A 25,939-nucleotide genomic window follows, 5' to 3' on the forward strand; every position below is an offset into this window, starting at 1 on the left:
ATTTGTCTTTTTAAAACAATGGTTTTGTATGTATCTGAATCCTTATCCTTTATTGGAGCAGGCTTTGCTGTCGGACAATCCGGATGAAAAGGGAAGATTGACGCAGGCCTTGTTTGCGCAGTTGGGCGAGTCGGAAGGTTTGACGGTTGAAGAGTCGAAACCCGTGGATTGCCGTTTTGCCGGTCATCCTTCACGCCCGCGTTTGGTTGCGCCTTCGGAAGTCACGCCGCGCAAGATGAATACGCTCGAAGGCTATGCGGCGATGCTGCATGCGATTGCGCACATTGAATTTAATGCGATTAATCTGGCTTTGGATGCGGCGTATCGTTTTCGCAATATGCCGTTTCAGTTTGTACGCGATTGGGTAAGGGTGGCGAAAGAGGAAGTGTTCCATTTCGGCTTGATGCGTGGCCGTCTGAACAGTTTGGGCTACGATTACGGCGATTTTGAAGCGCACGGGCATTTGTGGGATATGGCGTATAAAACTGCTTACGATCCCTTGTTGCGCATGGCTTTGGTGCCGCGGGTGTTAGAGGCGCGCGGTTTGGATGTCACGCCGGGTATTCGTGCAAAAGTGGCGCAACGCGGCGATGTGGAAACCTGCGATGTGTTAGATATTATTTATCGCGATGAAGTGGGGCATGTCGCCATCGGCAATCATTGGTATCAGCATCTTTGCCGTGAGCGCGGTTTGGAACCGGTTGCCTTGTTCCGCAGCCTGATTGCGCGTTACGATATGTTTATCTTCCGCGGCTACGTCAATATCGAAGCACGGGAACGTGCAGGATTCAGCCGTTTTGAATTGGATATGTTGGAAGATTTTGAAAGAAGTTTGAAACAGAATAAAAAGGCCGTCTGAAACGGTAAGGGTTACCATGGCACATCATCACGATCATTCACATGCACACATGCATACCGCCAATAAACAGGTATTGCGCATTTCATTTTTCGTTATTGCCGGATTTATGCTGGTTGAGGCGGTTGGTGGCTGGCTGACCAACTCTTTGGCCCTGCTTTCCGATGCAGGGCATATGTTCAGCGATGCATTTTCGTTGGGCATGGCATTGTGGGCATTTAAGCTGGGCGAGAAACAGACTACGCTGCAAAAAACATTTGGCTATAAGCGTTTTGAAATTTTGACGGCGATGTTTAACGGCCTGTCGCTGGTGTTGATTGCGGCGATGATTTTTTATGAAGCAGTCAAACGATTGTTTTATCCGCCGGAGATTTTGACGGGCGGTATGCTGGTGGTCAGTATCATCGGTTTGCTGGTTAATATCGGCGTTGCCGTTTATATGTTGAAGAATGGCGATACTGAAGAAAACGTCAATATGCGCGGCGCGTACCTGCATGTAATCAGCGATTTGTTCGGCTCGATAGGGGCGATTGTCGCAGCGGTATTGATGATGGCGTATGGCTGGCAATGGGCGGATACGGTTGCCAGCGTATTGGTGGCGGCTTTGGTAGGGCGCAGTGGCTGGAAGCTGTTTAAACAGACTTTGCACATTTTGATGGAAGGCGCGCCGGAAAACATCCATACCGATGAGTTGCTCAGCGTTATCCGCAATACGGAAGGCGTAAAATCCGTTCACGACTTGCACGTTTGGACGATTACCAGCAATATCCACGTTTTGTCCTGCCATATTGTTGTCGATGGCAGTATGACGGTTGCAGAGTCCGAACAAATTGTCTACCGCATAGAACATGAATTGGCGCATCACAACATCGGGCATTGTACGATTCAGATTGAAAGCGAACAGCATCCGCATAAAGATGAAGTTTTGTGTTCGCAAGAAATGCACGAACATCATCACCATTAACCATATTCAGGCCGTCTGAAACTTGTTGGATTGTTCAGACGGCCTTCTAAAATCATCAAAGGAACACTTATGACCCAAGCCGTATTATTCGACCTTGACGGCACGCTTGCCGATACCGCACTTGATTTGGGTGGCGCGCTCAACACGGTATTGCGCCGACACGGTTTGCCAGAAAAAAGCATGGATGAAATCCGCCCGCAGGCCAGCCACGGTGCGAGCGGTTTGCTCAAACTTGGTGCAGGCATTACGCCCGAACATCCGGACTATATGCAATGGCGCAAAGAGTTTTTGGACGAATACAGCCGCTGCTATGCCGACCAAACCATCTTGTTCGACGGCGTAAACGAAATGTTGGAAGCCTTAGTTCAACGCGGTATCCAATGGGGCATTATTACCAACAAGCCTATGCGATTTACCGATGTCCTCGTGCCTAAGCTCGGGTTTACCGTGCCTCCTGCCGTCATTGTCAGCGGCGATACTTGCGATGAACCCAAGCCTAGCGTGAAGCCTATGTTTTATGCGTGCGAACAGATTGGTGTTGAGGCTAAGCGATGTTTTTATGTCGGCGATGCAGAACGCGATATGCAGGCAGGCAAAAATGCAGGCATGACGACCGTGCTTGCCGATTGGGGCTATATTTCTGCCGAAGACCAAACCGAAAACTGGCTTGCCGATTTCCGTATTGCCACGCCTTTGGATTTGTTGGCAATCTTGCGTTAAAACCCTGTAATAATCCGTTTTCAGACGGCCTGAAACGGCGTAAAATCGCACTAAGTTTGTATTTTTTCAACCGTTTTACTACTTGTAAAGAGAAAAATCATGTTTTTCAAGCATATCGAAGCTGCTCCTGCTGATCCGATTTTAGGTTTGGGCGAGGCGTTTAAAGCCGAAACCCGTCCGGAGAAAGTCAATCTCGGTATCGGCGTGTACAAAGACGCATCCGGCGCGACACCTATTGTCAAAGCTGTCAAGGAGGCTGAAAAACGCCTGTTGGAAAGCGAAACAACCAAAAATTACCTGACCATCGACGGTGTTGCCGACTACAACGAGCAAACCCAAATTCTGCTGTTTGGCAAGGACCACGAAATCATTGCCAGCCGTCGTGCCAAAACAGCGCAAAGCCTTGGCGGTACAGGCGCATTGCGTATTGCGGCCGAGTTTGCCAAACGGCAGTTGAACGCACAAACCATCTGGATTTCCAATCCGACTTGGCCTAACCACAACGCCATCGCCAAAGCAGTCGGTATCCAAGATAAACCTTATCGCTACTATGATGCCGCCAAACACGGTTTGGATTGGGACGGCATGATTGAAGACTTGAGCCAAGCGCAAAAAGGCGACATCGTCCTGCTGCACGGCTGCTGCCACAACCCTACAGGCATCGACCCTACGCCCGAACAATGGGAAACTCTGGCAAAACTTTCTGCCGAAAAAGGCTGGTTGCCACTGTTTGACTTTGCCTACCAAGGCTTTGGCAATGGCTTGGAAGAAGATGCCTACGGCTTGCGCGTGTTCTTGAAACACAATACAGAATTGCTGATTGCCAGCTCTTATTCTAAAAACTTCGGTATGTACAACGAGCGCGTCGGCGCGTTCACTTTGGTGGCCGAAGATGAAGAAACTGCAGCCCGCGCCCACAGCCAAGTCAAAACCATCATCCGTACCTTGTATTCCAACCCTGCTTCACATGGTGCGAACACCATTGCGTTGGTGTTGAAAAATGATGATTTGAAAGCACAATGGATTGCCGAACTCGACGAAATGCGCGGCCGCATCAAAGCCATGCGCCAAAAATTTGTCGAGTTGCTCAAAGCCAAAGGCGCAACTCAAGACTTTGATTTCATTATCGAACAAAACGGTATGTTCTCTTTCAGCGGCTTGACTCCCGAACAAGTTGATCGTTTGAAAAATGAGTTTGCCATTTATGCCGTCCGCTCCGGCCGCATTAATGTTGCAGGCATTACCGATGACAACATCGACTACCTGTGCGAAAGCATTGTGAAAGTCTTGTAATTGTCGAATTAAAGGCAAAGGCCGTCTGAATGATTCAGACGGCCTTTATTTTTAGTTGTGGTGGCTTATCCGGCAACTGAGTTCATTCCCCAATAAATCATGGCATAGCGCAGCAGTTTGCCTGTAATCAGAATAATGGCGCAATGCAAAGCATTGAGCCTGAGCCAGCCTGCGGCAAGGGGGAGGGCATCGCCGATAATCGGCAGCCATGCAAATAATAGCGGCCAAATCCCCCATCTTTGTATACGCGCCAATACTTTCTCAGACGGCCTTTTCTTGGCCGGAAACATTCTGCCCATGTAATACGAAACCATACTACCCAAGCCATTCGCCATACCGGCACATAAACATGCGCCGATGACATGTTGCGGATATTGGTACACAAATGCGGCGTATGCCGCCTCGGATGTACCCGGAAGTAGTGTGGCCGAAGTGAAGGCAGAAGCAATCAGGGCAAGGTAAGCGTAAAGAAGGGGCATGTTTTGAGTTGCATCAAGTGATATTGTAAAAAAGAAATAACAGGTTCAGTAAGAGGATTATGCCTTTATTTTTCAATATATCAAAAGATAAATCCAATATTATTGAATTTTTTAAAATTAAACGTCTAAAGAGTAATGTAGTCGGCTGTTAGAAAATAGTTTTCAAAGTGACGGATTATCAGTATGATACGGACGGCTGTTAATGAGTGTTAAGTTTAATGAACTGCTTTCAGCTCATTTTTGGCGAGTCTTAACAAAACGAAAGGCAAATTATGTCTGCGCATTCACAACAAAATCATACTCCTGCGCTGGTCGTCTTGACCACACTCTTCTTCATGATGGGTTTCATTACCTGCATGAACGATATTTTGATTCCGCATCTGAAAGATATTTTCGAGCTGACTTATGTTCAGGCGATGCTGATTCAGTTCTGCTTCTTTACCGCTTACGCAATTATGTCGATTCCTATGGGTTATTTTGTCGGCAAAATCGGCTATAAAAACGGTGTAATCGGCGGTTTCGTATTGACTGCCATCGGCTGTCTGTTGTTCTATCCTGCCGCCGGCAGCCATTCTTATCCTACTTTCTTGGGTGCGCTGTTTATTTTGGCTTCAGGTGTAACGCTGTTGCAAGTGGCGGGTAACCCTTATGTGACCCTGTTGTCTAAACCAGGTAAAGAATCTGCAACACTGATTTTGGTTCAGGCATTCAACTCTTTGGGTACGACCATTGCTCCGCAAATCGGCGCATTCCTGATTTTGGCTGATGCGACACAAACTGTCAGCAAAGCCGAGCAAATTTCTTCTGTTCAAATTCCATATTTAGGTTTGGCCGGTTTGCTGATTATTTTGGCTGTGTTCGTCAAAATGATTCGTCTGCCTGACGCAAACAAAATTGCTGAAGAAGAGAGCGAACACAACCATGATGGCAAACACAGCGTATGGCAATACCGTCATTTGGTTTTTGGTGCGGCCGGTATTTTCTGTTACGTTGGTGCAGAAGTATCTATCGGTTCTTTGTTGGTCAGCGTGTTGGGTTACCTGAAAGGGATGGACCACTCGTCTGCCGCAAAATATCTGTCGTTCTACTGGGGTGGCGCGATGGTTGGCCGCTTCTTAGGCTCTGTCATGATGGCAAAAATTGCGCCTAACCGCTATTTGGCATTTAACGCTACTGCTGCAGTTGCTTTGTTGGGCGTTGCTATGTTGGCAGGTAAAGCCAGTGCAGATATTGCGATGTGGGCATTGTTGGCTATCGGTTTCTTCAATTCCATCATGTTCCCAACGATTTTCTCTTTGGCAACCAAAGGCCTTGGCCGATTCACCAGCAGCGCTTCCGGCGTATTGTGTACTGCGATTGTCGGCGGTGCGGTTGTGCCTGTGGTACAAGGTTGGGCAGCGGATACTTACGGTCTGATGATTTCTTTCGTTGTATCAGCGATTTGTTACGTATACATCGTCTTCTTTGCTATAAAAGGCTACAAAGCTGACGAATGATTCATCATGATAAAAGGCCGTCTGAAACCTTATGGGATTTCAGACGGCCTTTTTACTTTGTGGCATAATGATTTAAATGACAGGAGGAAAAATGGCCAAAATCATTTTGCTGCATGGCTTGCACATGCATTCATGGGTAATGAAACCGCTGGCGCATTTGCTGGAACAAGAAGGTTTTGAAGTTACGCTGTTCGATTATTACAGTGTTTTACATTCGATGAACCGACATGTCGAAGATTTGTCGCGATGGATTGATGAGAACCATGCTGATGAAACGCTGCACTTTGTCGGCCATAGTTTGGGCGGGTTGGTCTTACGCAATTTTGCGGCGGCATATCCGGATAAAGTCAGCGGCCGTATCGTTACCATGGGGACGCCACACCAAGGCAGCCGTGCCGCGCAGCGTGTGTTCAACATGGGTTTGCAAAAGCCGGTATTGGGCGGCTCGTATAAAGGTGCATTGGACGGCAGCATGCCTGAATTGCCCGTAAGTGTTGAGTTGGGCAGTATTGCCGGCAATAAACCATATGGACTGGGCCGTGTTTTAGGTTTGCATGGCGAACATGATGGCACGGTTTTGGTCAGCGAAACGCATTGTCCGAATATGCGCGATCATGTTGTTTTGCCTGTCAGCCATAGCGGTATGCTGTTTAACCGTAAAACGGTCGGGCAAGTGGTGGCATTTTTGCATGATGGATGTTTTAAAAAGCAATAAAATTTCATTTATTTCAATTTAAAAGTATTTAATGTTAATAATTTAATATATTTTAAAGAAAGTGTCGCAGTTTTGCTGGGGCTGTTTTTATAAAATAACAGGCAGGCCGTCTGAAAATCGGGTTTCAGACGGCCTGTTATGCTAAAATCTGTTAAATACTTATTAAAAAGGCAAAGAACAATGTTTGCTTTCAAATCCTTACTTAATATGCCGCGCTTTGAGGCCATCGCTGTTGCCTTGGCTTTGGTGGCGGCAATGGGTTATACGATTATTTCGCTTGAATGGCTGCCGCATATGTCGATTGTGACGGCGATTGTGGTCTTGCTGTTGTACGGTTTGATGCGCGGCTTGAAATATCAAGACATGCAAAACGGCATGATAGGTGCGGTCGGGCAGGGCATGGGCGCGATTTATCTGTTTTTCTTTATCGGCCTGATGGTCAGCGCGTTGATGATGAGCGGTGCGATTCCGACGCTGATGTATTACGGTTTCGGATTGATTTCGCCGACTTATTTTTATTTCTCGGCGTTTGCGCTTTGCTCGATCATCGGTATTTCTATCGGCAGTAGTTTGACGACTTGTGCGACTGTCGGCGTGGCATTTATGGGTATGGCGGCTGCGTTTCATGCCGATATGGCGATGACGGCAGGTGCGATTGTGTCGGGTGCGTTCTTTGGCGATAAAATGTCGCCACTTTCCGATACGACCGGTATTTCCGCTTCGATTGTCGGCATTGATTTGTTCGAGCACATCAAAAACATGATGTACACCACTGTGCCTGCGTGGTTGATCAGTGCAGCGTTGATGTTGTGGCTCTTGCCCAATGTTGCCGCGCATGACATGAACAGCGTCGAAGCTTTCCGCGCACAATTGGAAGCAACCGGTTTGGTGCATGCCTATTCGCTGATTCCGTTTGCCTTGCTGGTTATCCTCGCCCTGATGCGCGTGAATGCCATTGTGGCCATGTTGTTTACCGTTATAGTGGCGCTGATTGTGACTTACTTCCACAGTACGCCTGATTTGAAACAGCTGGGCGCGTGGTTTTACAGCGGATACAAACTCGAAGGCGAAGCATTTAAAGACATTGCCCGTTTGATTTCTCGCGGCGGCTTGGAAAGCATGTTCTTTACGCAAACCATCGTGATACTCGGTATGAGCTTGGGCGGCCTGTTGTTCAGCATTGGTGTGATTCCGTCTTTGCTGGAAGCCATTCGTGCGTTCCTGACCAATGCCGGACGCGCTACTTTCAGCGTGGCTATGACATCGGTCGGTGTCAACTTCCTGATTGGCGAGCAATATTTGAGTATCCTGCTTTCCGGAGAAACCTTTAAGCCGGTTTATGACAAGCTTGGTCTGCATTCACGTAACCTTGCCCGTACGCTGGAAGATGCGGGTACGGTCATCAACCCGTTGGTGCCTTGGAGCGTCTGCGGCGTATTTATCAGCCATGCCTTGGGCGTGCCTGTTTGGGAATACCTGCCTTATGCCTTCTTCTGCTACTTGAGCTTGGCTCTGACGTTGGTGTTCGGCTGGACAGGGCTGACTTTGAGTAAGAAGTAAACCGCATTTAAAATAGCAATGCTTTTATCAAACAAGGCCGTCTGAAAACAATTTCAGACGGCCTTGTTTTACTTAAAGTAGCCGTATTAACATGATTTCACTATAATTGCTGCGCCAATAAAAAATAATCTAAACAATGAACAAACAAATCCGCCAAGAAATTTTCGAGCGTTTCCGCGCTGCCAATCCTCATCCGACTACCGAGTTGAATTTCAGCTCGCCGTTTGAGCTGCTTATCGCCGTTTTATTGTCCGCGCAGGCAACTGATGTCGGCGTGAACAAAGCGACTGCCAAACTCTTTCCCGTTGCCAATACGCCGCAAGCCATGTTGGATTTGGGGCTGGACGGCGTGATGGAATACACCAAAACCATAGGTCTCTACAAAACCAAATCCAAACACATCATGCAGACTTGCCGTATTTTGCTGGAGAAATACAACGGCGAAGTACCTGCCGACCGAGAGGCTTTGGAATCTTTGCCAGGCGTTGGCCGTAAAACGGCCAATGTGGTGTTGAATACTGCATTCGGGCAACCTGTTATGGCAGTCGATACCCATATTTTCCGTGTCTCCAACCGTACCAAAATTGCTCCGGGCAAGGATGTGCGCGAAGTTGAAGACAAGCTGATGCGCTTTATTCCCAAAGAATTTTTGATGGATGCACATCACTGGTTGATTTTGCATGGCCGCTATACGTGCAAGGCTTTGAAACCGCAATGCAGCAAATGCCTGATTAACGATTTGTGCGAATATCCGGCAAAAATGTAAATAAAAACATAAAAAAAGGCCGTCTGAATTTCAGACGGCCTTTGATTTGGCTACGATTAGTCGGCAACTGCCATCAGGCTGGCATTACCACCGGCAGCGGTAGTATTGATACTGCAAGAGATTTCTTCAAATACTTGCAGGATGTCCAGACCTTGTTCGGAAGGCAGAATGCGGATGAGCGCACCGTCGTGGCCGGCCAACTCTTGTTTGCGCTCGCTGCTCAAAGGCTCGATGGCGGCAACATGGCTGATGCCTGCGTTTTCAGGTTTGCTGTTGACTTGCAACAAACCGTCCAAATCGGCAGAGTAGGCAACCAGTGGGCTGTTTGGCTCAACAACGGTTTGAATGCCTGCGGCAGCCAGCTCGGTCAGGGCAGAGAAGGCTTGCAACAGAGTACCGCCGTGTACCCAAACGTGTTTCGGAGAGCGCCAGCTCAATGAGTTGCGTTCGCCGGTCGGGCCGACCAATACGGTTTCGGCTTTGCGCAGAGTGCGAACTCGCGCGTGACCCAAAGCTGCGGCTGCAGTTTTCTTCTCTTCTGCATTAAACGGCAGTTTGTGAACCAGAGTTTCCAAACGTTTGAGCGCGTCTTCATCTGCTTGGCCGATACGGCTGAGGGTTGGCGCAACCCATTCAGGAGTGCGAACCAAGCGTTGCAGATAGAATGGACCACCCGCTTTAGGACCGGTACCAGACAAGCCGTGACCGCCGAAAGGTTGTACGCCGACAACGGCACCGACGATGTTGCGGTTCACGTAGATGTTACCAGCTTCGATGCGGTCGCGGACGTGTTCGACAGTGCCTTCGATACGGCTGTGTACCCCGCTGGTCAACGCATAGCCTTTGGCGTTGATTTGGTCGATGAGTTGATCCAACTCGCTGGAGCGGTAGCGTACAACGTGCAATACAGGACCGAACACTTCGCGTTGCAACTCGTTCAAGTTGTTCAATTCAAACAGGATTGGACGAACGAAGGTAGAGTTGTTGTCATCAACGTCGGCGGCAGTTTTGATTTCGTGGTAAGCCTTTGCTACGCCTTTCATTTTATTGATGTGGGCCAACAGGTTTTGTTGGGCTTCAGCATCGATGACAGGGCCGATGTCTGTGGTCAATTGGATCGGTTTGCCGACAACCAGCTCGTCCATTGCGCCTTTGATGATGTTGATCATTTTATCGGCAACATCTTCTTGAACACACAAGATACGCAGGGCGGAACAACGTTGGCCCGCGCTGTCGAAGGCAGAGTTCAATACGTCGAGGCAGACTTGTTCCGGCAGGGCGGTAGAGTCCACGATCATCGCGTTTTGACCGCCGGTCTCGGCAATCAGGACAGGGCTGTCGTCGCGTTTGGACAGGGCTTTGTTGATCAGGCGCGCTACTTCGGTAGAACCGGTAAAGATCACGCCGCCGATGCGGGCATCGCCGGTCAGGGCAGAGCCGACATCGCCTGCGCCGAGTACGAGTTGCAGCGCAGAAGTCGGAATACCGGCTTGATGCATCAAGGAAACGGCGTAAGTAGCAATCAGGCTGGTTTGTTCGGCAGGTTTGGCGATAACGGTGTTACCGGCTGCCAATGCAGAAACCACTTCGCCGGTAAAGATGGCCAATGGGAAGTTCCATGGGCTGATGGCAACGATTGCGCCGACAGCTTTGGCATCTTTAGGCAGGGTGTTTTCAGCTTCGTTGGCATAGTAGCGGCAGAAGTCAACGGCTTCACGTACTTCGGCAACGGCGTTGTTCAGGGTTTTACCGGCTTCGCGGACGGCCAGCATCATCAATGCAGGCGTGTGTTGTTCCAACAAATCAGCAAAACGGCGCAGGCAGTTGGCGCGTTCTGAAGCAGGTTTGGCGCTCCACTCAGGCAGGGCGGCAACGGCTGCACCAATAGCTTCTTGAGCCAATGCCGCATCGGCAAAGCTGACAGTGCCGACAACATCGTTGTGGTCTGCAGGGTTGCGGACGGGTTGCGCTTCGCCCACGTTACGTGCTTCGCCATTGACGATAGACGCGGCGTGGAAGTCTTCGGAAGAAGCTTGGTTGAGTTTTTCTTGCAGGTTTTGCAATACGTTTTCGTTGCTGAAATCGACGCCTTGGGAGTTCAGACGGCCTTTGCCATACAAATCGCGCGGCAGAGGCAATGCCGGATGCAGGTGGATGCCTTGTTCGGCGATGGTGTCGAACGGGCTCTTAATCAGGCGGTCGATGCTGATGTTTTCGTCAACGATTTGGTTCACGAAAGAAGAGTTCGCACCGTTTTCCAACAGGCGGCGTACCAAGTAGGCAAGCAGGGTTTCGTGTGTGCCGACCGGGGCATACACGCGTACGCGGCGACCTAAGTTTTGCGGGCCGACCACTTGGTCGTACAGGGTTTCACCCATGCCGTGCAGACATTGGTGTTCGAAGTCTTTGCCTTTACCCATTTGGTAGATTGCGCCCAAAGTGTAGGCGTTGTGGGTGGCAAATTGTGGGAACACGGCATCTTGCGCATCCAAGAGTTTGCGTGCGCAGGCGAGGTAGGAGATGTCGGTGTGGACTTTACGGGTGTAAGTCGGATAGCCTTCCATGCCGTCTACTTGAGCCCATTTCACTTCGCTGTCCCAGTATGCGCCTTTAACCAAACGGATCATCAGTTTTTGGTTGTTGCGGCGGGCCAGGTCGATCAGGTAGTCGATAACGAACGGACAACGTTTTTGGTAGGCTTGAACAACAAAACCAATACCTTTGTAGCCGGCCAAGTCAGGGTCTGAAACCAAAGCTTCCATCAAGTCCAAAGACAATTCGAGACGGTTGGCTTCTTCGGCGTCGATGTTGATACCGATATCGTATTTTTTACCCAAAAGGAACAATTCTTTCAGGCGTGGCAACAGTTCGCTCATCACGCGTTCGTGTTGGGCGCGTGAGTAGCGAGGGTGGATGGCGGAAAGTTTAACGGAGATACCGTTGCCTTCGTAAACGCCTTGACCTGCGGCATCTTTACCGATGGCGTGAATGGCTTGAACGTAGTCGTTGTAGTAGCGGTTGGCATCTTCTTCGGTGTATGCGGCTTCACCTAACATATCAAAAGAGAAGCGGTAACCCATTTTCTCGCGCTCTTTACCGTTTTGCAGCGCTTCTTCAATGGTTTGGCCGGTTACGAACTGTTTGCCCAGCAGGCGCATGGCGTAGTTTACCCCTTGACGGATCAGGGGTGCGCCGCCTTTGCTGATCAGACGGCTCAATGCGGAACTCATCTGTTTGTCGTTTGTCGCGGTCAGTTTGCCGGTAATCAACAGACCCCATGCAGCCGCGTTAACGAAGAGGGAAGGGCTGTTGTTCAAGTGGCTTTTCCAGTTGCCTTCGGAGATTTTGTCGGCAATCAGGCGGTCGCGGGTTGCATTGTCCGGAATACGCAGCAGAGCCTCGGCCAGACACATCAGTGCAACACCTTCTTCACTGGAGAGAGAGAACTCGTGCATCAAGGCATCTACGCCGCTTGCTTTGGTGCGGCTGGAGCGGACTTGAGTAACCAAACGACGGGCAAGCTCGGAGGCGGCATTGCGCTCTTCGTCGGTCATCTGTGCACGTTGCAACATATCCTGAACGGCTTCGATTTCATCGCGGCGGTAGGCATCAGTTACAGCTTGACGCAGAGGAGTTTGTGTTGGAAAAGCGAAGTTAAACATTATTTATGTTCTCCAAAGGTTTTTTTCATGGTTTCAGACGGCCTGACTTTAAGACTGCTAAAACAGACATTCTGAAGGATAGTAATATCGTAATAAAATTATGATGCGGATACAAGATGTATCCGCATAAATTGCTGTTTTTTCTGATAAGGCTCAGATTATTTTGAAACAGTTTATTTCGTAAAGACGGCCTGCACGGAATCATGCAGGCCGTCTGAAAACGTCTTATTTAGAGGCGCGGTATTCTGCGTCTGCTTTTTCAAAGCGTTCTTGCAATTCGCGTGAAGGTTTTTTGTCGATCAGGGACACCAAAACAATCACGAGTGTGCAAATGATAAAGCCAGGAACGATTTCATAGACAGTAGCGAAACCTGTTTCTTGTGCGGCCAAAGCAGGTTTTTTGATCCACTCAGCCCAAACTACTACAGTCAGTGCACCTGCAATCATGCCGGAGAGTGCACCGTAGGCAGTAATGCGTTTCCACAGAACAGACAGGATAACAACCGGACCGAATGCGGCACCAAAGCCAGCCCATGCATAAGCTACCAAGCCCAATACTTTACTGTTAGGGTCAGAAGCAATCAGGATAGAAATCACGGCAATCGCCAATACCATCAGACGGCCAATCCATACCAATTCAGCTTGTTGTGCCTTTTTACGCAGGAAGCCTTTGTAGAAGTCTTCGGTAATCGCGCTGGAGCAAACCAACAATTGGCAAGACAGGGTAGACATTACAGCGGCAAGAATCGCGCTCAAGATGATACCGGCGATCCAAGGGTTGAAGAGCAGGGTAGCCAAAGCGATGAAGATACGTTCGTGGTTGCCGTTCATTTCTTCAACGTGAGCAGGGTTGGCACCGAAGTAGGCGATACCGAAGTAGCCGACAGCCACAGCACCGGCCATACACAGAATCATCCAAGTCATACCGATACGGCGTGCAGAAACCAGAGATTTAGCGCTTTCAGCAGCCATAAAACGGGCCAAAATGTGTGGTTGGCCGAAATAGCCCAAGCCCCAAGCGGCGGTAGAGATAATGCCGATGAAAGTAGTACCGGCAAACAGGCTTCCGTATTCTTTACCGGTAGAAGCGGCAACTTGTTGGATGGCCGCATTCATTTGATCTGCACCGCCCAAACCCAAATACACCATGATAGGAGTCAGTACCAATGCAAAAATCATCAAAGAAGCTTGCAGGGTATCGGTCCAGCTTACGGCCAAGAAACCGCCCAAGAAAGTGTAGGCGATGGTTGCGCCGGCACCCAGCCACATGGCTTGAGTGTAAGACAGATCGTGGAACAGGCTTTGGAACAGGGTAGCACCGGCTACGATGCCTGAAGCACAGTAAATAGTGAAGAAGAACAAGATAATCAGTGCAGAAACCACTTTCATCAAGTGACCGCCGGCACCGAAGCGGTGGAAGAAGTAATCAGGAAGCGTCAGCGCGTTGTTGGCGTATTCGGTATGTACGCGCAGACGGCCTGCAACCAAAAGCCAGTTGAGGTATGCACCCACAATCAGACCAATGGCAATCCAAGCTTCATTCAAACCGCTCAGGTAAATGGCACCTGGCAAGCCCATCAAAAGCCAGCCTGACATATCGGAAGCACCGGCAGACATCGCGGTCACGAACGGACCCAAGCTGCGGCCACCGAGGATGTAGTCATCGAAGTTTCGTGTTGAAAAATAGGCGGCCAGGCCGATCAGTAATACGGCGACCAAATAGATCGCGAAAGTGATATACATGGGATTCATGTACTTATTCCTCATCTAACTTATAAATACGGGTTTTGAAATTGCAAACAATTCGTACCCAAACTTTTTTCTAATAAAAATACAGCTTAAAAATCCTGTTTTTCACGAGAGAGTCAGGATAAATTATTTTCAAATACAATAGGATATGTAACCAATCCATATTAAATTGTAAATAATTAAATTTAGAATACAGTAAATTTTTTGTTTTGCAAAGCACGGAACACGGGCTTTATGAAAAATCGTAGCGCTTTTTAGGGGAAGTTATTTGAAAACAAAAGATTGCAAAAATTATCTTAATTTTGAGAAAAGGAAAGACAATGAAACTATCTTTCCTATAAATGAAACGTTGCGCGGAGAAAAAGCGTAATTATGCGACATGGAACGAGCTGTTCAGACGGCCTGATAATGGCACTATCCCGTATTTATGATGAATACGGGATAGTGAGTCAGCTTGAACTAAATAGAAAAATCATCTTTTAACAAATGTTTATAAGCGAAGAGATAGAAAGCGGCAACAAAAGACGATCCGCCGAGGACATTGCCTAAGAAGACAGGAATCATATTGTAGAAAAATTGACCCCAGCTGACATTTGCACCCGCCCAAATACCGGCCGGAATGATGAACATATTGGCAACAAAGTGTTGGAAACCGATCAACACGAAGATCATGACCGGAAACCAAGTTGCCAAAATACGGCCTGAAGTATGGCGTGAGCCGAAATAGAACCATATACCCATGCACACCATCCAGTTACATGCGATAGCGGAGACGAATGCACGGCCAAAGTCCATATTAACTTTGGCTTCGGCGATGGCAATGGTTTTAGCCGTAGCCGCTCCCTCTGCCAGGCCGACATAGTGGCCGAGGAAATAGGCCATGGCAACGGCGCCTGCCAGATTGCCCAAGCTGACGATGAGCCAGTTGCGTACCAGTTTGTAGGTGCTGACGCGTCCGGTCAATCTGCCCAAAGCCATAATCATCATATTGCCTGTTGCCAGCTCACCGCCTCCGATTAAGATACAAATCAGCGCAATTGGGAATACGGACGCACCCAAAAGGGCGGCCAGGCCGTTCCATTCGGCCGGAATGCCGCTGATGACGCGCAGGCAGGCAAGATAGCCGAAGCCGACATAGCCTCCGCCTAAAAAACTCAAAATCACCAACATTTTGATGCTGAACTCAGACTTGGCGCAGCTCTTGCCGATGGCTTCCTGCAAAATCTCGTGAGGGTACAAATCTCGTGTATCCATGAGGCTCCCTTAAATTGGAAATATCTTGTTTATCATGAGGATAATAAGTTTGCCTGAGAATGATGCCGGTAGGAAATAACGACTGGTTGTAAGAATAGAAGAGGGAGTTATATATTGAAGCGGCTAAGGCTGCAGCTGACTTTTTAAGAAAGATAAGTTGAGGCGTTGAGATATTGGTGTGTTAAAAACTTAAAAGGCCGTCTGAAAAAGTTGTTTTCAGACGGCCTTTGGATTTGCTTGGTGAGTTAGAACTACAAGCGCGTTACGCTTAAAATGCCTTTGATGTCGCCCAAGCTGGCTAATACGCGCGGCAGGTCGTTGACTTGGCGGACTTCAAGGGTAAAGCGCATACTGGCTTCCAAATCGCGCGATTGGGTTTGCACCGCGGTAACGTTGAGTTTATGACGCGCCAGTGCATCCGAAACGTCGCGCAGCAAACCGGAGCGGTCTTGGGCGCGGATTTCAACATCAACGGCAAACACTTGTCCTTCTTGCAAGGCTGCCCAGCTTGCGTTCAACACTTTTTCTGGCGCCTGTTCGGCAAGGTGGCGGAAAGAAGGGCAGGTGCAGCGGTGGACGGAAATGCCGCGGTCGCGTGTAACGAAGCCGATAATATCGTCAGGAGGTGCCGGTTTGCAGCATTTGGCAAGCGTGGTCATCAGGCCGTCTTCGCCGTCAATCAAAATGCCGTTTTTGCCGCCTTTTTTGATTTTGGACTGCTTGACGATATTGGTTTCATCAATCGGCACGGGAGGCGGTTCATTCAGCGCGCCGCAGGCTTTGTGGATGGCGCGGTTGGAAACTTCGCCCTGACCGATGGCCGTATAGAGTTCGTCGGTTTTTTTGAAGCCGAGTTTTTCCGCCAATGCTTGCAGATTGGGTTTGGGGAAGATTTTTGACAACTGTTTGTCCAGCTGGGCCCGGCCTTCTTCGCGCACGGTATCCGCATTTTGCTGGCGGATGTAAGCACGGATTTTGCTGATGGCGCGGTTGGATTTGACCCAGCCTTCGTAGAGCCAGTTGACGGAAGGATTTCCCTCTTTGGCGGTAATGATTTCAACGCGTTGCCCGTTTTCTAACGGCGTTGACAGCGGCACGATTTGTCCTTCGACTTTTGCGCCGCGGCAACGGTCGCCCACGCTGCTGTGCAGGGCATAGGCAAAGTCGATGGGGGTGGCGCCCATAGGCAGGGAGAGGACTTTGCCGTGCGGGGTCAAAACATAAATCGTATCGTTGAACAGCTCAGTTTTAAAGGCGGCGGCAAGGTCTTCTTTGCCGCTTTCGGCCATGTTTTCACGCCAGTCTAGGAGTTGGCGCAACCAAGCGATTTTTTGTTCGTAGGCGGAATCACCCTTGCCACCTTCTTTATAACGCCAGTGGGCGGCAACACCGAATTCGTTGAATTGGTGCATATCGAAGGTGCGGATTTGGACTTCCACGCCTTTGTCTTCCGGGCCGACGATAACGGTGTGCAAACTTTTATAGCCGTTGCCTTTCGGGTTGGCGATGTAGTCGTCGAACTCGCCCGGAATCGGCTGCCAGAGGCTGTGGACAATGCCCAACGTGGTGTAACACTCGGGAATGGTGTCAACCAAAATCCGTACGGCACGGATGTCGAACAGGCCGTCGAAAGTGAGTTTTCTCTTCACCATTTTTTTGTAAATGGAGTAGATGTGCTTCGGTCTTCCGGCAACTTCAAAATGAATATTGTATTTTTTCAGTTCCGTACGCAGGATATTGAGGAAGTTTTCGATGTATTCGAGGCGCTCGGTGCGTTTTTCGTCCAAAAGTAGGGCGATTTCACGGTATTTTTCCGGCTCTTGATGGCGGAAGCCCAAATCTTCGAGCTGCCATTTGAGTTGCCACACGCCCAAGCGGTTGGCGAGCGGGGCAAAAATGTCGAGGGTTTCTTTGGCAACGGCGCGCTTTTCAGGATTGTCGGGAACGTTGCTTAAAAATTGCAGGGTGCGCGTGCGCATCGCCAGTTTGATCAGGACGACGCGGATGTCGGTAACCATCGCCAACAGCATTTTGCGCATGGTTTCGGCCTGTTGGCTGCGTTCTTCCGGTGTGGCAAGGCTGTCCACGCGGGCGAATTGGGTCAGTTTCTGGACTTCGTCCACGCCTTTGACCAGTTCGCAAACGGTACTGTTGCAGCGTTCGGTAACCAATTCGCGCCAAGTGGGAACGTATTTGCCGATGTCGGACAAAATCGTGGCGGCCACGGCATCAGGCAAGAGGTCGAGTTCGCTGACGATTTGCATCGAGCCGAGAAAATGTTCCATTAAAGGCTCGCCGTAAGTCGTTAGGGCATCGGCAGGATAATGTTCTTTAGACAGGTCAAAGGCCGTCTGAATCAGGTTTTTATCGGAATCGGGCAGCGCGGCAACATAGCCGTCGAACCATGCGAGGAGGCCTTCCAGCGTTGCACTCGATGTTTGGGGCGTTTGGCGAATAGTGGTCATGGCGTGCGTTTTTTTCTTTTTGATAAAAACGTTGCCATTGTAACAGTTTCTTGCCGACAGCCCTAGATTTGTATGCGAATGTGGCACTATGTTTCAGGACACCTTGTTTCAGACGGCCTTGGGTGTTATGGTTAACCGTTTTGAAATTTTAAGGAGTATTTCGATGAAACTGTATATTTACGACCATTGCCCGTTTTGCGTCCGTGCGCGGATGATTTTTGGCTTGCGCGATGTGGCGGTGGAAGAGGTCATCTTGGCGAACGATGACGAAGCTACGCCGATTGGCATGATTGGCTCAAAACAAGTGCCGATTTTGCAAAAAGAAGACGGTTCGTTTATGGGCGAAAGTTTGGATATTGTCCGCTATATCGATCAAGGCCGTCTGAAAGAGGAAGTTCGTCCAGAAATGCAGGCTTGGTTGGATAAAGTGGGCGAATACAATAACAAATTGGTACAGCCGCGCATGGTCAAAATCGGCCTGCCCGAATTTGATACCGATGAGGCGAAAAAATACTTTATCGACAAAAAAGAGAAAAGTATCGGCAATTTCGAGACTAATCTGAACAAAACGGCGCAGTATCTGGAGCGTCTGCATCAAGACTTAGCAGAACTGGAAGCGCTGGTGTGCGAAGGCGAGGGCTTGGGCGGTGAAATCAGTTTGGAAGATATCCTGACTTTCCCTATTTTGCGCAACCTGACCGTTGTGCGCGGTATTCAATGGCCGCAAAAATTGATGGATTATTTGTTGGCGATGAGCGAGCGTTCCGGCGTGGCTTTGTATTTTGACCGCGCGTTGTAATGAATGTTTGAAACATGAAAAAGGCCGTCTGAAAGTTTTTCAGACGGCCTTTTGTTTAATAGGCAATCGTATCGGCAACCTGTGACAAACCGTTTTCCAACGATTCGAGCATGGCGGTATAGCCGTCGCCTTGTTGCGGCGTGACGGCGTTAAATGGTTTGCTGCGTCCGTCCGGCCATTGTGCATAACCGCTGATGGTGGTCTGCCCCTGATAGCTGCCTTGGAAGGCTTCGATATAGACTTTCAGGGTTTGGCTGCTTTGGCTGCGTGAAGCAGGCACGAAGGTGCGATGCGGATTGAGGCGGTTGAGCTTGTTGCTGAGATTTGCTGCCAATGCGCCATCGAGCGGTGCCGCCCAAAGGTGGTTTTTCGCTAGATTCACATGATAGGCATCGGTTTGGTAAACGAGGCCGCCGTTGGCAAGCGGTTCGGCAAGGTTGACTTTGACCGCAATTTCATTGCCATGCGCAGCCGGGCGGATGTACTGGCTGTCGGGCAGGACGAAATATTGTGTGCTTTGCGCAGTACCGCAGGCGGCAAGCGTCAGGGCGGCGGCAATCGGGAAGAGGCGCATTATCGGCTTCCTTTCGGGATAGGGTCTTTGCTGCTGCTGTTGAAAATCAGCGCGTTGGGTTTTTCTTTCAAAGTATTAATCACGGGTTGAACGTCTTTTAAGGTTTTGTCCAAACTTTGCAGCGTATTTTGTACGTCGCCATAGATAGGCGATTGCGGCGATACGCCTTGCAGGGTTTGACGCAATTCTTTCAGGGTTTGGTTCAACTCGTTCGGAATGTTTTGCGTTTGCGGTTTGCCGACCAGTTTATCGATGGAGCTTAGGGCAGCATTGGCAGATTTGAGGGTGGATTTGAGTTCGGCAAGCGAACCGTTCAAGCCGGCAACAGTTTTATCCAATGGCAGATTGTTGAATTTGTCTAACAAGTCGGCCACTTTTGCCTGCAAATCGTCCAAACCGCCGCCTTGGGTTGCGATAACGGTATCGCCTGCATAAACGGTATGCGGTCGCAGCTTAGGCGAGGCAGAAGGCTGATCGTTCAACTCAATCATTTTGCTGCCGGTCAGCAGGTTGTTGCTGGAGATGGTGGCGGTCAGGCCTTTGTTTAAGGCCGTCTGAAATTGTTGTTTCCAATGCTCTTTGCTTTGCTCGTCGGCATTGATTTCCAAACGGGAAGGCTCAATGCGGATGCGCACGGGAATCCAGCCGTTTTCAAACAAATGCAGGCTGTCGTTGCGGTCGAAATAGGGGACATCGGAAACTACGCCGACATTCAGGCCTTTGTATTCGACGGGAGAACCGGCAGTCAGACCGCGTACTGATTGTTTGAAGAATGCAGTGTAATACAGCGAGCGGTCGTCAGGCAGATTGGCCACTTCGCTGCGGCTGTCATAAAGCGTGAAGCTGTCTTCGCTTTTGACGTTTTTACTGTCGCTTGTTTTGGGCGAATCAAACGAAATCGCACCAGACAGTAGTGCAGCCAGAGGAGCGGAGTTGAGTTTGACACCGCTGCCTGTGGTTTCGATATTGATGCCGCTTTCCAGCCAGAAACGGCTGGCGGAATTAATCAGTTTGTCGTTGGGACTTTGGATGAAGATGGTGTAATGCACGCTTTGGTCGGACGGGTCGAAATGCGCGCTTTCTACTTGGCCGACCATAAAATTTTCATACAAAACAGGGCTGCTGACGTTGAGGATACGGTCGTTTTTGCCGACCAAATTCAGGCGCAGGCCGCTTTGACCGATGGCGGCAATCGGTGGAATGTCTTGGACGACAAATACATCTTTGGTTTCTTGGCTTTTGCCAGGTGTAAATGCAATATATGAACCGGAAAGCAAGGTTCCCAAGCCGGTAACGCCGCTTTGGTCGATACGCGGTTTGACCACCCAAAATTGGGTATCGCTGCGGATAAGGTCTTTGGCATCGGCGCTGAGCTGCGCAGTGACTTCCACGCCTTTTTGGTCGTCGCGCAATTTGATGCGGGTAACGCGTCCGACATCGACATTCAACACTTTAATAACGGTGTTGTTGACTTCGATGCCTTCCGCGCTGTCCATCAACAGTGTAACGACAGGGCCGCGGTTGCGGATGTCTTTAACCAAAAGCCAGCCGCCGGCAATCAGCGCAATCAGCGGAATCAGCCACACGACAGACGTGAAGACATTGGTTTTCTTGACACGCGCCGGTGCGTGATAATTGGGTGAAGAATCGTGTTTTTTCATTGTGTTAAGGTCTGGTCAGAATCAAGGCCGTCTGAAAGCTGCTGTTGCTTGTCCCAAATCAGACGGGGATCGAAATAATAGGCAGAAAGCATGGTCAAAATAACGACCAGGCAGAAGTAAATCGCTGCACCACCCGGCACGACGCGTGCCATATTGGTGTGGAACGAACTCATCAAAAGAATAATCACAAAAATATCAATCATCGACCAGCGGCCGATGGATTCGGTAATCCGATACAAAACCGACATTTTGTCCGCGCTCATCACAGGTTTGAAGTATGCGGAATAAATCAAAACCGCCATCGCAATAATCTTCAAAACCGGCAGCATAATACTGGCACTAAAGATAATCACGGCAATCAACCGGTCGCCTTCGTCCCACATATAAACAATGCCGTTGAAAATCGTATTGATCTCCAAAGCCGTCGGGTTGGACGAAATCATAATCGGCAGGATGTTGGCAGGGAAATACAGGATAAACGCCGCCACTAAAAACGCCAGCGAAATGCTCAGGCTTTTCGGGCGGCGGCGGTATAAGTCTGCGCCGCATACGCCGCAAGGCTGCTCGTCTTTATTGCGGAAATACAGGCAGCGGCTGCAACAGATTTTGTCTTCAGAGGCCGTCTGAACCGCATGGCCGCCGGTTAAACGGTGAATCTTATAATAAACCCAATGCTGCGGAATCGATACCGAAGTCCGAATCAGCATGACCGACAGCGGAAACATCAGATAAAACGCCGAGCCGAACTCTACCGTAGCAACGGACGAGAGCTTGATATACGCCACCAAAGTGGAGATGAAAAACACATCCACCATAATCCAATGACGCAGCCGCACCAATACACGCGTCGCAAAGCGCAGCGCAGGGTAGGCCTTTTCGCGTATCAAAGCCGTATAAACATACAGGCAGAGCAGTAAAAACAGTAAAGGCGCACCGAAAGTAAGGATAAACATCACTTCCGCCAGAAAACCATAATCCAGCGAAATCAAAAGCCGCATCATTTGCGGCAACGACAAAATCGATGTCACGCCGAACAAATCGACGCGGATATACACCATATTGTACGCAAACGCCATCAGAATCAAGGTTGTCAGCGCATAGGCGATCGGCGCGATATACGGATTGTTTTCCACCTCTACGATTTCATGGTTGCATACCGGACAATGCGCTTCCTGCCCCTGACGCAGGCGCGGAATATCCATACGGCAGCCGCAATCGGGGCATTCCACCGTATGTGCAGGCAGCGTCGCATCAGGAAGATAAGACTTGTAGCGCCACCAGCGATGGTAGGCAGGAATCCGTTTCATGGTTCGGCAGGGGGTAAAGAAGGTGCAAAGAGTGTCGCATTATAAATGAAAACAGCAGGATAGCACAAATTTAGCAGATATTTGGTTGAATGGCGGCTGTTTAATAAGGTTTGGGCTGTCTGAAAAGTTTGAAAAGACTTCAAAAGATTATTGCTATGGGCTGTTAAATTTTATTAATAGGTCTTGGTTTTGTTTATTGTCATTATTATGAAAATAATATATATTCTTATTCCTGAAAAACACGATGAGACTTGTAGATTTGTGGAAGGTGTGCGATCAATGAACCTGAAGCAGGTTAAAAGTTATCTTCTTTGTTTTTAAAACGATTCTTTTCAAATCGGACGGTATTTTTAACCATAAAGGCCGTCTGAAACTATTAGTCTCTTAATTCAAAGGAAACATCATGAGTGAAACCCAAGAGCTGACTTTCGCCAAACGCTTGAAAGAGCAAACCACGACAACGCACGACAGCGTTGATAACTTGGTTATGTCCGTTCAACCTTTTTCCAGCAAAGAAAACTACATCAAATTCTTGAAACTTCAATCTGTTTTCCACAAGGCTGTTGACCATATCTATAAAGATGCCGAATTGAACAAAGCCATTCCAGAGCTTGAATACATGGCGCGTTACGATGCCGTGACTCAAGACTTGAAAGACTTGGGTGAAGAGCCTTACAAATTTGACAAAGAATTGCCACACGAAACCGGCAATAAAGCCATCGGCTGGCTGTATTGCGCCGAAGGTTCTAATTTGGGCGCGGCATTCTTGTTCAAACACGCTCAAAAACTTGAATACAACGGCGAATTCGGCGCACGCCACCTGGCTCCGCATCCAAACGGCCGCGGCAAACACTGGCGCGCTTTTGTCGAGCATCTAAACGCTTTGAACTTGACTCCGGAAGCTGAAGCGGAAGCCATTCAAGGCGCACAAGAAGCTTTTGAATTCTATAAAGTTGTCTTGCGTGAAACCTTCGGTTTGCCGGAAGGTGCGGAAGCGCCTGAAGGTATGACGCCGCACAGACTCTAAAAAATAATTAAATCAAACAGACAAGGTCTCGGCGTAGATGTTTGCAGGGGCCTTTAATTACACTACAAAGTTTTGTTTGAACGGGTTGCTGTCTTATTAATTATTAATGATTATCAGAAAATTTATTATGTATTAACTGATGGATGAACAATCCATTACATCTTGAGTTGATAATATGAAACCATTACAAATGCTCCCTATTGCCGCGCTGGTCGGCAGTATTTTCGGCAGTCCAGTCTTGGCAGCAGATGAAGCTGCGACTGAAACCACACCCGTTAAAGCAGAGATAAAAGAAGTCCGCGTTAAAGGTCAGCGTAATGCGCCTGCAACCGTGGAACGTGTCAACCTTGGCCGTATCCAACAAGAAATGGTGCGCGACAACAAAGACTTGGTACGTTATTCCACAGACGTCGGCTTGAGCGACAGCGGCCGCCATCAAAAAGGCTTTGCTATTCGCGGCGTGGAAGGCAACCGTGTCGGCGTCAGCATTGACGGCGTAAACCTGCCTGATTCCGAAGAAAACTCGCTGTATGCCCGTTATGGCAACTTCAACAGCTCGCGCCTGTCTATTGACCCCGAACTGGTGCGCAACATCGACATCGTGAAAGGGGCGGACTCTTTCAATACCGGCAGCGGTGCATTGGGTGGCGGCGTGAATTACCAAACCCTGCAAGGGCGTGATTTGCTGTTGTCTGAGCGGCAGTTCGGCGTGATGATGAAAAACGGTTACAGCAGCCGCAACCGCGAATGGACAAATACACTTGGGTTCGGCGTGAGCAACGACCGCGTGGATGCCGCTTTGCTGTATTCGCAACGTCGTGGTCATGAGACTGAAAGCGCGGGCGAGCGTGGTTATCCGGTAGAGGGCGCCGGCAGCGGAGCGAATATCCGTGGTTCTGCGCGCGGTATTCCTGACCCGTCCAAACACAAATACCACAGCTTCTTGGGTAAGATTGCTTACCAAATCAACGACAACCATCGTATCGGCGCATCTCTCAACGGTCAGCAGGGCCACAATTACACGATCGAAGAGTCTTATAACCTGACCGCTTCTTCTTGGCGCGAAGCCGATGACGTAAACAGACGGCGCAATGCCAACCTGTTTTACGAGTGGACGCCCGATTCGAATTGGTTGTCGTTGTTGAAAGCGGACTTCGATTATCAGAAAACCAAAGTAGCGGCGGTTAACTACAAAGGCTCGTTCCCGATGGATTATTCCACTTGGACGCGCAACTACAATCAGAAGGATTTGGACGAAATCTACAACCGCAGCATGGATACAACCTTCAAACGCATTACATTGCGTATGGACAGCCAACCGTTGCAAATGGGCGGCCAACATCGCTTGTCGTTTAAAACTTTCGCCAGCCAGCGTGAGTTTGAAAACTTAAACCGCGACGACTACTACTTCAGCGGCCGCATCGTCCGAACAGCCAGCACCATCCAGCATCCGGTGAAAACCAACAACTACGGTTTCTCGCTGTCTGATCAAATCCAATGGAACGACGTGTTTAGCAGCCGCGCAGGTATCCGTTACGACTACACCAAAATGACGCCGCAGCAACTGAATGCCGAGTGTCATGCTTGTGACAAAACACCACCTGCAGCCAACACTTATAAAGGCTGGAGCGGTTTTGTCGGATTGGCTGCACAGCTGAGTCAGACATGGCGTTTGGGTTACGATGTAACTTCCGGTTTCCGCGTGCCGAATGCGTCTGAAGTGTATTTCACTTACAACCACGGCTCAGGTACCTGGTTGCCTAATCCGAACCTGAAAGCCGAGCGCAGCACCACCCATACCCTTTCTCTGCAAGGCCGCAGCGAAAAAGGTACTTTGGATGCCAACCTGTATCAAAGCAATTACCGCAACTTCTTGTCTGAAGAGCAGAGGCTGACCACCAGTGGCGATGTCGGCTGTACTCAGATGAATTACTATTATGGTATTTGTAGCAATCCTTATTCCGAAAAACTGGAATGGCAGATGCAAAACATCGACAAGGCCCGAATCCGTGGTCTTGAGCTGACAGGCCGTCTGAATTTAGGTCAAGTGGTTTCTTTTGTACCTGAAGGCTGGAAATTGTTTGGTTCTGTCGGTTACGCGAAGAGCAAACTGTCAGGCAACAACAGCCTGTTGTCCACTCAGCCTCTGAAAGTGATTGCCGGTGTCGATTACGAAAGCCCGAGCGAAAAATGGGGTGTGTTCTCCCGCCTGACTTATTTGGGTGCGAAAAAAGCCAAAGAAGCTCAATATACCGTGTTTGAAAACACCGGTTGGGGTACGCCTTTGCAAGAAAAAGTAGTGGATTATCCATGGCTGAACAAATCGGCTTACGTGTTCGATATGTACGGTTTCTACAAACCGGTGAAAAACCTGACCCTGCGTGCAGGCGTGTATAATGTGTTCAACCGCAAATACACCACTTGGGATTCCCTGCGCGGCCTGTATAGTTACAGCACCACCAACGGCGTTGACCGCGATGGCAAAGGTTTAGATCGTTACCGCGCCCCAGGCCGGAATTACGCCGTCTCGCTGGAATGGAAATTCTAAGCAGTTGACGGATAGCTAAAGGCCGTCTGAAAGTTTTGATGACT

The 25,939-nt window shown here is 49.3% G+C and carries 19 protein-coding genes; 11 read left to right on the forward strand and 8 right to left on the reverse strand.

Annotation, left to right across the window (positions count from 1 at the left end):
- The first annotated feature begins 28 nt into the window (after positions 1–28).
- The 4 genes from ACTHS8_RS09110 (at position 29) to ACTHS8_RS09125 (ending at position 3,833) form a co-directional block, all read left to right on the forward strand.
- Positions 29–859 (forward strand): ferritin-like domain-containing protein, encoded by an 831-nt coding sequence (locus tag ACTHS8_RS09110; protein WP_440373524.1) that lies wholly within the window; start codon positions 29–31, stop codon positions 857–859.
- A gap of 16 nt (positions 860–875) precedes the next feature.
- Positions 876–1,820: a cation diffusion facilitator family transporter gene (locus tag ACTHS8_RS09115; RefSeq protein ID WP_440373525.1), complete on the forward strand. Its 945-nt coding sequence runs from the start codon at positions 876–878 to the stop codon at positions 1,818–1,820.
- A gap of 69 nt (positions 1,821–1,889) precedes the next feature.
- On the forward strand, positions 1,890–2,540 hold the full coding sequence (locus ACTHS8_RS09120; protein WP_063076243.1) for an HAD family hydrolase: 651 nt from the start codon (positions 1,890–1,892) through the stop codon (positions 2,538–2,540).
- 99 nt (positions 2,541–2,639) lie between these two features.
- Complete coding sequence (locus tag ACTHS8_RS09125; protein ID WP_070588069.1) at positions 2,640–3,833, forward strand: amino acid aminotransferase; 1,194 nt, start codon at positions 2,640–2,642, stop codon at positions 3,831–3,833.
- Positions 3,834–3,898: 65 nt separating this feature from the next.
- Here the strand turns inward: ACTHS8_RS09125 and ACTHS8_RS09130 are convergent, their stop codons facing one another.
- On the reverse strand, positions 3,899–4,312 hold the full coding sequence (locus ACTHS8_RS09130) for a YqaA family protein (protein WP_440373526.1): 414 nt from the start codon (positions 4,310–4,312) through the stop codon (positions 3,899–3,901).
- Between the two features lie 272 nt (positions 4,313–4,584).
- Here ACTHS8_RS09130 and ACTHS8_RS09135 point away from each other — a divergent pair, with 272 nt between their 5' ends.
- The 4 genes from ACTHS8_RS09135 (at position 4,585) to nth (ending at position 8,849) form a co-directional block, all read left to right on the forward strand.
- Complete coding sequence (locus tag ACTHS8_RS09135; RefSeq protein ID WP_440373527.1) at positions 4,585–5,808, forward strand: sugar MFS transporter; 1,224 nt, start codon at positions 4,585–4,587, stop codon at positions 5,806–5,808.
- A 91-nt stretch (positions 5,809–5,899) separates the two neighbouring features.
- On the forward strand, positions 5,900–6,523 hold the full coding sequence (locus ACTHS8_RS09140; protein ID WP_440373528.1) for an alpha/beta fold hydrolase: 624 nt from the start codon (positions 5,900–5,902) through the stop codon (positions 6,521–6,523).
- A gap of 180 nt (positions 6,524–6,703) precedes the next feature.
- Positions 6,704–8,083, forward strand: a complete 1,380-nt coding sequence (nhaC, locus tag ACTHS8_RS09145; RefSeq protein ID WP_070837379.1) for a Na+/H+ antiporter NhaC — start codon at positions 6,704–6,706, stop codon at positions 8,081–8,083.
- A 136-nt stretch (positions 8,084–8,219) separates the two neighbouring features.
- Positions 8,220–8,849, forward strand: a complete 630-nt coding sequence (gene nth / locus ACTHS8_RS09150; RefSeq protein WP_003685196.1) for an endonuclease III — start codon at positions 8,220–8,222, stop codon at positions 8,847–8,849.
- A gap of 56 nt (positions 8,850–8,905) precedes the next feature.
- On the opposite strand, the gene putA is transcribed toward nth, so the two are convergent.
- The 4 genes from putA to ACTHS8_RS09170 all read right to left on the reverse strand — a co-directional run bounded on the left by putA (position 8,906) and on the right by ACTHS8_RS09170 (position 17,979).
- Positions 8,906–12,511, reverse strand: a complete 3,606-nt coding sequence (gene putA, locus ACTHS8_RS09155; protein WP_440373529.1) for a bifunctional proline dehydrogenase/L-glutamate gamma-semialdehyde dehydrogenase PutA — start codon at positions 12,509–12,511, stop codon at positions 8,906–8,908.
- 225 nt (positions 12,512–12,736) lie between these two features.
- Complete coding sequence (gene putP, locus ACTHS8_RS09160; protein WP_070646705.1) at positions 12,737–14,263, reverse strand: sodium/proline symporter PutP; 1,527 nt, start codon at positions 14,261–14,263, stop codon at positions 12,737–12,739.
- A gap of 456 nt (positions 14,264–14,719) precedes the next feature.
- Positions 14,720–15,514 (reverse strand): formate/nitrite transporter family protein, encoded by a 795-nt coding sequence (locus tag ACTHS8_RS09165; RefSeq protein ID WP_070630334.1) that lies wholly within the window; start codon positions 15,512–15,514, stop codon positions 14,720–14,722.
- A gap of 251 nt (positions 15,515–15,765) precedes the next feature.
- Positions 15,766–17,979, reverse strand: coding sequence for a RelA/SpoT family protein (locus tag ACTHS8_RS09170; protein WP_440373530.1), 2,214 nt, complete (start codon positions 17,977–17,979; stop codon positions 15,766–15,768).
- Positions 17,980–18,067: 88 nt separating this feature from the next.
- On the opposite strand from ACTHS8_RS09170, the gene grxB reads away from it, so the two are divergent.
- Positions 18,068–18,778 (forward strand): glutaredoxin 2, encoded by a 711-nt coding sequence (gene grxB, locus ACTHS8_RS09175; protein ID WP_440373531.1) that lies wholly within the window; start codon positions 18,068–18,070, stop codon positions 18,776–18,778.
- A gap of 55 nt (positions 18,779–18,833) precedes the next feature.
- Here grxB and ACTHS8_RS09180 read toward each other — a convergent pair whose 3' ends face one another.
- Genes ACTHS8_RS09180 through ACTHS8_RS09190 form a run of 3 tightly spaced genes read right to left on the reverse strand, consistent with a single transcriptional unit; the run spans position 18,834 to position 22,320 of the window.
- Entirely contained in the window at positions 18,834–19,352 is a 519-nt protein-coding gene (locus ACTHS8_RS09180; protein WP_070646708.1) for a PqiC family protein, read from the reverse strand.
- Positions 19,352–21,013, reverse strand: coding sequence for an intermembrane transport protein PqiB (pqiB, locus tag ACTHS8_RS09185; RefSeq protein ID WP_440373532.1), 1,662 nt, complete (start codon positions 21,011–21,013; stop codon positions 19,352–19,354). Before pqiB ends, ACTHS8_RS09180 begins: the two co-directional genes overlap by 1 nt.
- The gene (locus ACTHS8_RS09190) at positions 21,010–22,320 is read right to left on the reverse strand and encodes a paraquat-inducible protein A (protein WP_084824337.1); all 1,311 of its coding nucleotides are present in this window, start codon (positions 22,318–22,320) and stop codon (positions 21,010–21,012) included. Before ACTHS8_RS09190 ends, pqiB begins: the two co-directional genes overlap by 4 nt.
- A 403-nt stretch (positions 22,321–22,723) precedes the next feature.
- Between ACTHS8_RS09190 and ACTHS8_RS09195 the strand changes: the two genes are divergently transcribed.
- A complete protein-coding gene (locus tag ACTHS8_RS09195; RefSeq protein WP_063068912.1) occupies positions 22,724–23,347 on the forward strand; it encodes a biliverdin-producing heme oxygenase in 624 nt (207 codons plus the stop codon).
- Positions 23,348–23,522: 175 nt separating this feature from the next.
- On the forward strand, positions 23,523–25,895 hold the full coding sequence (locus tag ACTHS8_RS09200; RefSeq protein WP_440373533.1) for a TonB-dependent hemoglobin/transferrin/lactoferrin family receptor: 2,373 nt from the start codon (positions 23,523–23,525) through the stop codon (positions 25,893–25,895).
- The last annotated feature ends 44 nt before the right edge of the window (positions 25,896–25,939 follow it).

Origin of the sequence: Neisseria sp. P0016.S008, from assembly GCF_051957775.1 — a bacterium.
Taxonomy (GTDB): Bacteria; Pseudomonadota; Gammaproteobacteria; order Burkholderiales; family Neisseriaceae; genus Neisseria; species Neisseria flavescens_B.

Coding starts and splice junctions, on each gene's coding strand:
- ACTHS8_RS09110 (WP_440373524.1), top strand. CDS start 29: ATGTATCTGAATCCTTATCCTTTATTGGAGCAGGCTTTGCTGTCGGAC.
- ACTHS8_RS09115 (WP_440373525.1), top strand. CDS start 876: ATGGCACATCATCACGATCATTCACATGCACACATGCATACCGCCAAT.
- ACTHS8_RS09120 (WP_063076243.1), top strand. CDS start 1,890: ATGACCCAAGCCGTATTATTCGACCTTGACGGCACGCTTGCCGATACC.
- ACTHS8_RS09125 (WP_070588069.1), top strand. CDS start 2,640: ATGTTTTTCAAGCATATCGAAGCTGCTCCTGCTGATCCGATTTTAGGT.
- ACTHS8_RS09130 (WP_440373526.1), bottom strand. CDS start 4,312: ATGCCCCTTCTTTACGCTTACCTTGCCCTGATTGCTTCTGCCTTCACT.
- ACTHS8_RS09135 (WP_440373527.1), top strand. CDS start 4,585: ATGTCTGCGCATTCACAACAAAATCATACTCCTGCGCTGGTCGTCTTG.
- ACTHS8_RS09140 (WP_440373528.1), top strand. CDS start 5,900: ATGGCCAAAATCATTTTGCTGCATGGCTTGCACATGCATTCATGGGTA.
- nhaC (WP_070837379.1), top strand. CDS start 6,704: ATGTTTGCTTTCAAATCCTTACTTAATATGCCGCGCTTTGAGGCCATC.
- nth (WP_003685196.1), top strand. CDS start 8,220: ATGAACAAACAAATCCGCCAAGAAATTTTCGAGCGTTTCCGCGCTGCC.
- putA (WP_440373529.1), bottom strand. CDS start 12,511: ATGTTTAACTTCGCTTTTCCAACACAAACTCCTCTGCGTCAAGCTGTA.
- putP (WP_070646705.1), bottom strand. CDS start 14,263: ATGAATCCCATGTATATCACTTTCGCGATCTATTTGGTCGCCGTATTA.
- ACTHS8_RS09165 (WP_070630334.1), bottom strand. CDS start 15,514: ATGGATACACGAGATTTGTACCCTCACGAGATTTTGCAGGAAGCCATC.
- ACTHS8_RS09170 (WP_440373530.1), bottom strand. CDS start 17,979: ATGACCACTATTCGCCAAACGCCCCAAACATCGAGTGCAACGCTGGAA.
- grxB (WP_440373531.1), top strand. CDS start 18,068: ATGTTTCAGGACACCTTGTTTCAGACGGCCTTGGGTGTTATGGTTAAC.
- ACTHS8_RS09180 (WP_070646708.1), bottom strand. CDS start 19,352: ATGCGCCTCTTCCCGATTGCCGCCGCCCTGACGCTTGCCGCCTGCGGT.
- pqiB (WP_440373532.1), bottom strand. CDS start 21,013: ATGAAAAAACACGATTCTTCACCCAATTATCACGCACCGGCGCGTGTC.
- ACTHS8_RS09190 (WP_084824337.1), bottom strand. CDS start 22,320: ATGAAACGGATTCCTGCCTACCATCGCTGGTGGCGCTACAAGTCTTAT.
- ACTHS8_RS09195 (WP_063068912.1), top strand. CDS start 22,724: ATGAGTGAAACCCAAGAGCTGACTTTCGCCAAACGCTTGAAAGAGCAA.
- ACTHS8_RS09200 (WP_440373533.1), top strand. CDS start 23,523: ATGAAACCATTACAAATGCTCCCTATTGCCGCGCTGGTCGGCAGTATT.